7 protein-coding genes and 2 pseudogenes are annotated in these 9545 nt (G+C 66.0%); 3 read left to right on the top strand and 6 right to left on the bottom strand.

Annotated elements, in window-relative coordinates; translation table 11 throughout:
* From MKL01_RS23040 to MKL01_RS23060, 4 genes and pseudogenes are all read right to left on the bottom strand, one after another.
* Window positions 1-472: zinc-binding alcohol dehydrogenase family protein (locus MKL01_RS23040; protein ID WP_243907506.1), on the bottom strand; the 472-nt coding region annotated here is incomplete at its 3' end.
* A 417-nt stretch (window positions 473-889) separates the two neighbouring features.
* The gene (locus MKL01_RS23045; protein ID WP_243907507.1) at window positions 890-1696 is read right to left on the bottom strand and encodes an amidohydrolase family protein; all 807 of its coding nucleotides are present in this window, start codon (window positions 1694-1696) and stop codon (window positions 890-892) included.
* 61 nt (window positions 1697-1757) lie between these two features.
* Window positions 1758-3652 (bottom strand): annotated as a pseudogene (locus MKL01_RS36265) (TRAP transporter large permease subunit).
* A 38-nt stretch (window positions 3653-3690) separates the two neighbouring features.
* Window positions 3691-4692: a TRAP transporter substrate-binding protein gene (locus tag MKL01_RS23060; RefSeq protein ID WP_243907510.1), complete on the bottom strand. Its 1002-nt coding sequence runs from the start codon at window positions 4690-4692 to the stop codon at window positions 3691-3693.
* 218 nt (window positions 4693-4910) lie between these two features.
* Here MKL01_RS23060 and MKL01_RS23065 point away from each other — a divergent pair, with 218 nt between their 5' ends.
* Together MKL01_RS23065 and MKL01_RS23070 are read left to right on the top strand one after the other, a co-directional pair.
* Window positions 4911-5060, top strand: a complete 150-nt coding sequence (locus MKL01_RS23065) for a hypothetical protein (RefSeq protein WP_243907511.1) — start codon at window positions 4911-4913, stop codon at window positions 5058-5060.
* A 258-nt stretch (window positions 5061-5318) separates the two neighbouring features.
* Window positions 5319-5609 (top strand): annotated as a pseudogene (locus MKL01_RS23070) (SDR family NAD(P)-dependent oxidoreductase); the annotation flags it as partial.
* Between the two features lie 461 nt (window positions 5610-6070).
* Here the strand turns inward: MKL01_RS23070 and MKL01_RS23075 are convergent.
* Entirely contained in the window at window positions 6071-6982 is a 912-nt protein-coding gene (locus MKL01_RS23075; protein ID WP_243907512.1) for a LysR family transcriptional regulator, read from the bottom strand.
* 331 nt (window positions 6983-7313) lie between these two features.
* Here MKL01_RS23075 and MKL01_RS23080 point away from each other — a divergent pair, with 331 nt between their 5' ends.
* Window positions 7314-7784 carry a nuclear transport factor 2 family protein gene (locus MKL01_RS23080; protein WP_243907513.1) on the top strand — a complete coding sequence of 157 codons (471 nt, stop codon included), beginning with the start codon at window positions 7314-7316 and terminating at the stop codon, window positions 7782-7784.
* Between the two features lie 198 nt (window positions 7785-7982).
* Here MKL01_RS23080 and MKL01_RS23085 read toward each other — a convergent pair whose 3' ends face one another.
* Window positions 7983-9086 carry a hypothetical protein gene (locus MKL01_RS23085; protein WP_243907514.1) on the bottom strand — a complete coding sequence of 368 codons (1104 nt, stop codon included), beginning with the start codon at window positions 9084-9086 and terminating at the stop codon, window positions 7983-7985.
* Window positions 9087-9545: the final 459 nt, after the last annotated feature.

Genomic DNA, 9545 nt, shown 5'->3' on the forward strand with positions numbered 1-9545 from the left:
TCGTCTGCAGGGCGACCGGCAGGGTCGCGGCGACCTCGAACGATAGGTCCGCGGGAAGCGGAAGGGTCCGCCCGTGATCCGCCACGGCATACTCGGCGTAGCCGCCGGCGCCGGAACACATGACGCGGTCGCCGGGATGGAAGTCGCTCACGGCCGCGCCGACCGCCACGACCTCCCCGGCCCACTCCAGCCCCGGGATCGCGCCGGGCCCGCCGGTCGGGCCGTGCGGCTGCCCAGAGGCGACGGCGAGATCGGCGCGGTTGAGGGCGGCGGCCCGAACCCTGACGAGCACCTCGGCGGGTTTCGGGGTCGGGGTGTCGGTCTCGGCGAGGCTCGCCCCATCCGGCCCGACCACGACGGCCTTCATCCGGGCCTCGACCGGGGTGATGGGGCGATCCTCGGCCGAGGCGGCGCGGGCGGGCAGGAACTGCGCGGCCGCACCGGCCAGGAGGACGCGTCGGTCGATGTCCATGACTTTCTCCTGCCTCCCGCTCCGGATCGCTGTGCACGACCTCCGGCTGTGATGATCCGCGCGTGTGAGATCCGACCTGGACGCGTCGGGAGCCAGGCGGCTCTCGCCGCACCCGGGTCGCGACACCGTCGCGTATATAGGCGCCAGCGACCGCAGACCCATCATGCCCACTCACTCGCCCGCCGGATCAAATCGAGCGTGCGTGCGGGTCGTCCGCTGTCGATCAATCGATCTTGGGGGGCCGTCCTGGGCACGCCGCGCGGCATCCGCCGCCTCGCCCGGCGTTTCGTGGCAGCGGGCAAGTCGGCCGTCGTGCTCAACTGCGGCGCGCGCCCCGACCAAGATGATCTGTCGTCATCTTCGCAGCCCATTTAACGGCAGCACAGAACATCTCAATTGATGCCCGCTTCTGCAAACTCAAAAGCCGAAAAGGACCTCCGGATTCTCGACGAGAATACGCTGCCGGTCCGCGTCGTCGTAAACCCAAGAGCCGAACAGCTCCAAGAGGTCGCTCGTGTTGGGCATCCCGCTTCTCAACCCGACATGCGGCCAGTCGCTCCCCCATAGGATACGGTCGGGTCTGAGCGCGAGGAGAGCCTCAGCGAACGGGCGAAGCTCCGGATAGTGCGGGCCTCCCCGGAACAGGCGATATGCGCCCGACAGCTTCACCCACCCCGTCCCGACTTCGACGAGGCGACGCAGGGCCTGGAACCCCGGCTGCTCGAGCCCCTGCTCGGGCGCGAGAAACCCCATGTGGTCGATGACCACCGGGCAAGGAAGCCGCCGCAGGCGCGGCTCCAACTCCACGAGGTGTGCGGGCTTCAGCAGAAACTGGAGGTGCCAGCCCATCTCGAAGGCCCGGGCCGCGGCCCGCTCGATCCCGGACGGATCGAGGCCGCCCGGATGGGCCATGATGAAGCGAATACCGCGCGCGCCTTGCTTGTGCAGGGCGCGCATTTCAGCCTCGGAGGCGTCCGGACCGACCACCACGATCGCGCGCATCGGTAGTCCGATTGCGGCGCCTTCCTCGAGCTGATCACGGTTGTCGGACCCGAAGATACTCGCCTGGATGACGACGATCCGCTCGATGCCGAGTGCGTCGAACAGCCGGCGCGCGCTCGCGGCAGCCGCTTCCGGCGGCGTGTAGTCGCGCTGCGGCACGAGCCGCTCGAGGCGGTTCGGACCAAAGACGTGGAAATGCGTGTCGGTCGCGCCGGGCGGCATCCGGAAGCTCGGGGGACGCACGTCCGGATCGGGTGCGAGGCAGGTATCGTCCGTCATGGGGTTAGCGCGATCCGACGAGATTGGGCAGGGCGTGCGTGAACCAGGGTATGAACGCCACGGCGAGGACGCCGAGGACGAGCACGATGAGGTAGGGGATCATCGCCCGGCTGGCCGCCTCGATGCGGCACTCGGCGACGGCGCACGCGATGTAGAAGCCGATGCCGATCGGGGGGATGAAGATACCGATCCCCATCGCAAGGATGATGACCATCGCGTAGTGGATGCTGTCGATCCCGTACTGGCCCGCGATGGGGATGAGTAGTGGCCCGAGGATGATCAATGCCGGCAGCCCTTCGAGCAGCCATCCGACCACGACGAGCAGCGCGAGCGAGCCGACCAGGAACGCCGCCCGGCTGTCGCCCAGCGCGTGCAGGAGCGAGATCAAGGCGACTGGCAGGTTCGCCGCGGTCAGCGTCCAGGCGAACGAGCCGGCCGCGGCGATGATGAAGAGCACCATCCCGGACAGCACTCCGGACTCGACCACGATCCGGACGAGATCGCGCATCCCGAAGGCGCGGTACAAGCCGCAGGCCAGGATCAGGCCGTAGAGCACGGCCACCGCCGAGATTTCCGTCGGCGTGGCGAAACCGAAGCGGATGCCGACGACCATCAAAACCGGCATGACGAGCGGCAGCGCGGCCGCCCCAGTCGCCAGGGCGAGTTCGGGTCCGGTCGCGCGCGGCATGCGCGGTGCTCCCTCGCGCACGGCGAGGACCCAGTTCAGGATCATCAGGAGGACAGCGATCACGGCCGCGGGCAGGAGGCCGGCGATGAACAGCGTCCCGATGGAGATCGGTGCGACGGAGCCGAGGACCAGCATCGCCAGACTCGGCGGGATCGTCTCCGACATCGCCGCAGAGGCTGCAAGAACTGCCGCGCTCCGCTCGGTCCGTAGCCCTGTTTCTTCAGCTCGCCCCGCAGCACCGAACCGACCGCGACGACGTCGGCGACCTTCGATCCGGAGATGCCGGACACGAGGTAGATCGTCAGGACGACGACCTGGAGCAGGCCGCCGCGCAGATGGCCGACGAGCGCCATCGCGAAACGAACCAGCCGCAGGCTGATTCCGCCGCGTTCCATGATGAGGCCCGTCCAGATGAAGAACGGCAGGGTCAGCAGGATGAAGTTGCCCGTCCCGTCGACGGTGTTCTGCGCTGCTGCAATCAACGGCGCTGTGCCGGTCAGTTGGAGGAAGAACAGCGAGCCGAGCAGCATCGCGAAGCTGACCGGTAGACCGAGAAGGACGGCCGCGAAGAACAGGACCAGCATCAGGCCGAGCGCCGCCTGGGGGCCGGGGCGCGGAATGTCCGGCAGCGCGGTGACGGCGAGCACGATCGAAACAGTGACGGCGACGCCGGCCAGCGTGCGCCAGGCGAGGGCAGGGCGGTAATCCGTCGCGAACCGCTCGATCGCGAACAGGACGACGAGCCCCATACCGACGCTGAGTGGGACGACGAACCAAGCCGCGCTGATCTGCAGAATCGGCGTCGAGGACAGCGCGGCGATCGATAGAAGGTCGAGGGAGACGTAGCCAACCGTAGCCGCGGTCACGAGGACGAGACCATCGATCGCGATCGCGACGGGCTCGCGCCAACCGGCCGGCAGCAGTTGGCGTACGAACTCGACGGTGGTGTGATGCTTGGACCGGTAAGCTAAGGCGCCGCCGATTAAGGCAAGCATCGTCAGGCAGAGCTTGGCGGCCTCGTCCGCCCACAACAGCGACAGATCGATCGTCGAGCGGGCGGTAATGTCCCAGAGGATGATCCCGAGTTCGCCGACGAGCGCAGCGACGAGTAGGGCGCGGCAGAGCCATTCGACGAGATCGAGCCCGCGGCCGTACAGGCGGAGCGCGGCGTAGGGCGACAGGGCGAGCGTGGTCGGCGTCCGCTCAATCATACCGTGGGCCAGCGTGGGCTCTCCGGCGGACACGGGGGCTAACCTTTCCCGACCTCCTTCATCACGGTATCGACTAGGTCCGGCCCGATGATGTCGCGGAACTGCTTGTACACGGGCTCGACCTGCTTGCGGTACGCGTCCTGGTCCACCGGCAGGATCGCCAAGCCCTTCGTCTTGAAACGCGCGGCGGTCTCGTCGGTCGCCGCCGCAATCGTGGAGCGCCAATCGCCCGTCATATCTTGGGCCGCCGCCCTGATCGCGTTCCGCGCCTGCTCGGGCAACGCGTCGAGCTTGGCCTTACTCGCCATGAGGACACCGACGTTGTAGACATGATTGGTCGTGTTGATCGTTCTCACGACCTCATCATGCTTGCCGGCCGCGACCGAGATCATCGGCGTCTCGATGGCTTCGATCGTGCGCTGGGACAGCGCGAGATAGACTTCCGTGAGGTCGATCGCGATCGGGTTCGCGCTGAGCGTGCGGAACATCGCCGCGAAGATCGCGCCGGGCTGGACGCGGATCTTGAGCCCCTTGATGTCAGCCGGCTCCGGCACCTTTCGCTCGACGGTCGATGCGACACGCCACCCCCAGTGGCCGTAGGACAGGCCGTAGATGCCCTTGGCGGGCATGAGGTCGAGGAGTTGGCCGCCGATCGGCCCGTCGAGAACGCGCTCGGCGGACTTGGCATCGGGGAAGAGGAATGGCAGATCCACCACTTGAAACCGCGGGAAGAGCGGGCCGATGAAGCCGGAGGTATGCGCACAGAGATCGATGATGCCGGTCTGCATGCCGGTCATGATGTTGGTGCCGCTGCCGAGTTGGCCGATGCTGAACACTTGGATGTCTACGGCGCCGTCGGTCCGCTTGCTCACGTTCTCGGCGAAGCGCTTCAGAACGGCATAGAGCGGATGCGCCTGCGTGTCGGCGAAGGTTAGCTTCAGTGTATGCGTCGGTGTGGCGGCGAAGCCAGATCGCGCGAGGAACGGCAGGGCTACCGGCGCGCCGAGGACGGCACCGGCGAACGTGCGGCGACTGATCAAAGGCGTTCCCTCGTTCCCTCGGCAGGCCTATTGGCTGGCCAACCACTTGTTCGGCGGCCCATTTTTCCCGGCCGCCGATTGATCGCAAGGATGTCCCCGGCCACGGTGCCGTCAATCATACCCCATAGGCAGCATTGAACATCGGCTGACAGTTGTTGAGGGCTCTCCGGATCAGGGGCCGGCTGACCGCCAAGGATCGGGAACTCCGGATCTAAGCCGTGCGTGCCATCACAGCCTGCGGCGAGATCCGGACGCGGATCGGCAGCGGCGACGCCGTGTCCGGCCTCATCCGGCTTGGCGTGGTTGAAATTGTCGCGGTGACATGGCTCCCGCATTCCGTGGATCTCATCGATCCTACCCGCGCCTGATCCTGGAAATGCAGGTCGCCCTGACGGCCGACCTCCAGACTCTCAGGGCGAACGGCGAGGTCGACATGGCGCTAATGCTGGGCATGCGCTTCGACCAGCACCTCGCCCCGCGCTCCCGCGGGCGGGTGCGCTTCGCCTGGACGGCCGGCCGCGCCCTGGACCTTCTGGACCATCGAGGCCTCGGATTTTCAGACGATCCGCATCCTGTCGTTCGGGAAGAACAGCTTTATCACCGAACCGTGGAGCACTGGCTCACCGATGTCGCGCATCCTCATCACAGGCTCGTCCGACGGTCTCGGGCTCATCGCCGGCCAGTTCCTCACCGAGCAGGGGCACGAGGTCGTGCTTCATGCCCGCACTGCGACGCGCGCAGAGGACGAGCGCCGCGGGTTGCCGGAAGCGAACGCGGTCGTCGAGGGCGACGTCGCGCCGCTCGCCGGCATGCGTGCGGTCGCAGACGCAGCCAACCGGCTCGGCCGCTTCGACGCCGTCATCCACAACGTCGGCATTGGCTATCGCAAGCCGAAGCGCGTCGAGACGGCGGACGGTCTTCCGCAGGTGTTCGCGATCAACGTGATGGCGCCCTACGTGCTAACCGCGCTGATCGAGCGGCCTCAGCGGCTCGTCTATCTCTCCTCTGGCATGCACCACTGCGTGCGCCTATCGCTGGACGACCTGACCTGGATCAAGCGAACCTGGGCCAGTGCGCAGGCCTATGCCGAGAGCAAGCTCTACGACACCGTGCTCGCCTTCGCGGTCGCGCGGCGCTGGGTTGGCGTTCTTTCGAATGCACTTGAAGGGGACATTCTCAGCGTCCGGGATGGCTCATTAAGAGGCCGTCCGCCTTTCCGGGCAGCCTCCTCCGGAGCGGTCATTCTGCTAACGGCCAGTTCCCGCCGGCCGCTTCGCGCCCGATGCGGTCATCCGCGAGTTCGGATGTTTCGCTCGAAAGCGGTCATGGCGCAGATGTCGCCCGGCGATGAGCAAACCGGCACCGACTGCATCTCAGCTCATACCGGCAAGTTCGGGAACAGGGTCGGCGCCGTGCGCGCGGCGAAGTCCCGGAACAGCCGCACCGGTCGCGGCGTGTGCGCGTGGCCGAGATGCACCAGCGACAGGTCGAACGTGCGGAAGCGCCAGTCCGGCATGACCTCGACCAGCCGGCCTGCACGCATCAGTTGCGGCTGCACCACCGGTGGCAACCCGCCGATGCCCGCGCCCGCCGCGAGGGCCGCGGCCAAGCCGGCGTAGTCGTTCATCGTCAGGTGCGGCTGGAAGGACACCGTCTCGCGCCGCTCGTCCGCGCCGACCAAAACCCAGCTGTGGTCCGGGCGGCCGATCGAGAATGCCAGCAGGCGGTGCCGGTGCAGGTCTTGCGGCGCCCGCGGCGCGCCGGCCTGCGCGAGGTATGCCGGACTCGCTACGAGCTGGTGGCGGTAAGTCAGCACCGGACGCGCCACAAGCGCGGAGTCCGCCAGCGCGCCGTAGCGCAGCACAAGGTCGATGCCGTCTGCGACGGGGTCGACGTGGCGCTCGATTACGATCACCTGCACGCGCACGTCCGGGTGCTCGGCCTGGAAGGCGCCGACGAGCGGTGCCATCAGCGTATCGCAGAGGCTCGGCAGCGCCGCGATGCGCAGCACGCCCGACACGTGCGTGGCTTGGTCCAAGACCAGGCCGATGACCGCCTCGCTGATCTCGGCGCCGCGGCGGGCCTGATCCAGCACCGCGGCGCCGAGATCGGTCAAGCGCAGCCGGCGCGTCGAGCGCTCCAGCAGACGGATGCCGAGTTCAACCTCGAGATCCGCCACGCGCCGGCTGACCGTTGAGACCGGCATGCGCAACTGCCGCGCGGCTGCCGAGAAGCCACCGGCTTCGACAACCCGCGCGAAGATCAGCAGGGCGTTCAAATCAGGCGTCATCGTCCCATATCGGCAAAACACTTTCTCATTATAGGCCGCTTACAGAACATCTGAGGATCGCATAAAACCTTGGGATCGTGGATCGCCGTCTACAACGCTCTGGGAGACGGTTCGGTCCGCCGCCGCCAGAGTTGTATCGATGCTGGACTTGCTCCCAGGCGGTTGGTCCGCGGCCCTGGTGATCGGTGAGCCCACGATCGCTCACACCCGGCGGTGACGGATCGGGCCCGCCGGATCGACGTGAAGGAGGTTTGGAACGACCTCGGGCGGTCTCGTCCACGAAGTCGCCCTCAGAGAGGGCATTCTGAGGAACATCGGGAAAGGACGGGACATGAGCCGCCGCAGCATTGACGTCGTCCGGGAACTGCTGGAGGGGGCGACCGATCCCGAGGTCGTGGACCGCCTGATGGCGGAGGATGCGGTCTACATCTCGCTGACCTGGGACAACCCCGAACTTAAGAAACTCATGCCTTGGGCCGGCACGCACCGGAACGGACGCGAGGGGATACTCTCGACGTTCCGGACTCTGAACACGTTCTGGACGATCGACGACTTCGACATCCGCGACATCTTCGGCGACGACGAGAACGTCGCCATGTTCGGCAGCTTTATGGTCCACTCCGTGAACCTCGACAAGGTCTTCGTGTCGCCCTTCGCCGTGCACGCGAAACTCAAGGGCGGTTTGGTCACGTACATGTTGTACATGGAAGACACGCTCGGCACCGGGTCGACATTCCGCAAGAGCGGCATCTGGACCTTTGCCGGCGATCCGTCGGGCGAGATGGTCACAGTTGGCGACTGACGCGTCCCGTCCGCCTACCACATCGCCGGCCGCCGAGCGTCTCGGCGAACCCAGCAGTGATCTTCGGCCTGCGCGCCGAAGGCCCCCGCTTGCGACCTCTGCCGACGGCTCTCCCATCGGCGGCGCGCAGCATCACGGCCCTCGCTCTCGTCGAGCGAGGCTGTTCACTAGGAGTCCCTCGGATCAGGGGCGAGCGGATCAGCGGCATGCATCGACGCGGCTGCCGCCCACCGCATCACAGGTCCTGGGGGAGAGCTGGGAACAGACATCGTAAGCCGTCGCACACGGCTGAGGGCGCTCACTGCAGCTTGCGGCCCAGGTATCGCCGCTCCCCATCACGCCGACATGGCAGTCGTCCGGGTCGAGTGAGCACGCATGGGTCGTCTTCTTGATGCACACCTGCGAGGTCGTTCGAGTCATGACCTGTATGTCCGAATGCTCCTTCACCGTAGCATCCGTGATAGCGTCGAACGCACGACGGACCTCATCAATCGATTGAATCCGCGTACGCGCCTCTGCCGAGGGGTAACTCGCCATATAGACGAACCACTTCTCGCCGGTCGTGGCAGGCGGACCATTCTTGTTGTAAGCCACGGTGAAAGGGCCATCAAATCCGGCCGGATTGGGGTAGATGGCAAATCGATAGGTCTTGGCATCGTTTTTCTCGAGAGCATCAAGATAGGCCTGAGCGGCGGGATCTTTCTCAGAGACCGCGTTTGGGCCCGATATGGGGAAGACAAGTAAGCCCAGTTCGAGCACTTGACCGCCGGACTGAGCTAGCGTGCGAAGGTCGAAACTGTTGTCGAGCGGCTTCACGAAAATCAGCGTCATGTCGAGCGTGCGAAGCCACTTCTCGGCGGCCGGCGTAGGAAACAGCATGTTGGCCATGTCCTGCCAGCGCTGCTGATTTTCCCACCACGTCATACCGGTCCAGGTGCCTGCGCCCGTGTTCTCGGGACGGCCCCAGATCGAACGCCACTCGCGCTCGACCAGCGGGCCCGGCTGCGCGCTCAGCATCGCAATGAACTCCGAGCGCCACTTGAACATCTCGAGTTTGTCCGAGTGCGTGCGACGCAGGGCGATCTCGAGCATCGGCCCCGCGGGATAGCCGCCGACCCCATCCTTGACATCCCGCCAGTCCGCAGGGAGCTGGCTCGCCCCCTCCGCGGAGGATGCGGTCTGACCAAAGGCAGGACCGCCAACGAGCGAGCCGAGCAGCAGGTAGATCCCGACGGTACACGCAGAAGCCATCTTAGAAATGCCAAGTCGCGAGTAATTCTTACGCATCAAAACATCGACCATGATTTGTTTTTCCTGTCTGCTTCATACTGGGGGTCATGGCGAGCACGGCGTCGATACCTCTAAGATCGGTGCTGCTGAGCGCGCGAAATACAGCCGCCGATCTCTGTTGCGGCATTTAGTTTTGGCTGGGTGTCTAAGAGGCTGGACAAGCTCACAACATGGTCGGTATCGGGGTCCACTGCCGGTTGGCGCCACGGGCTGACGATCACCAGGGCCGGCGAGATCCTGAAGTTGCCGTCGCGCGATTCGGCAGTCGAAGCGCTCAACGCGTCAGCACCACGATCTTACCGCGCGCTCGGTTCTCCTCCATTGTACGATGTGACCTGACCGGTATTTTGGACCGAGCCGATTGAGAGGCTACTGCATGGTGGCGGCGATGGGTAGCCGGAAGGCCAGATCCGGGTAGCTGACAGGCGCGGGCGGCCGATAGCCCAGGGACGAATGCGGCCGGACGCGGTT

Origin of the sequence: Methylobacterium sp. J-070 (genome assembly GCF_022829385.1) — a bacterium.
Classification (GTDB): Bacteria; Pseudomonadota; Alphaproteobacteria; order Rhizobiales; family Beijerinckiaceae; genus Methylobacterium.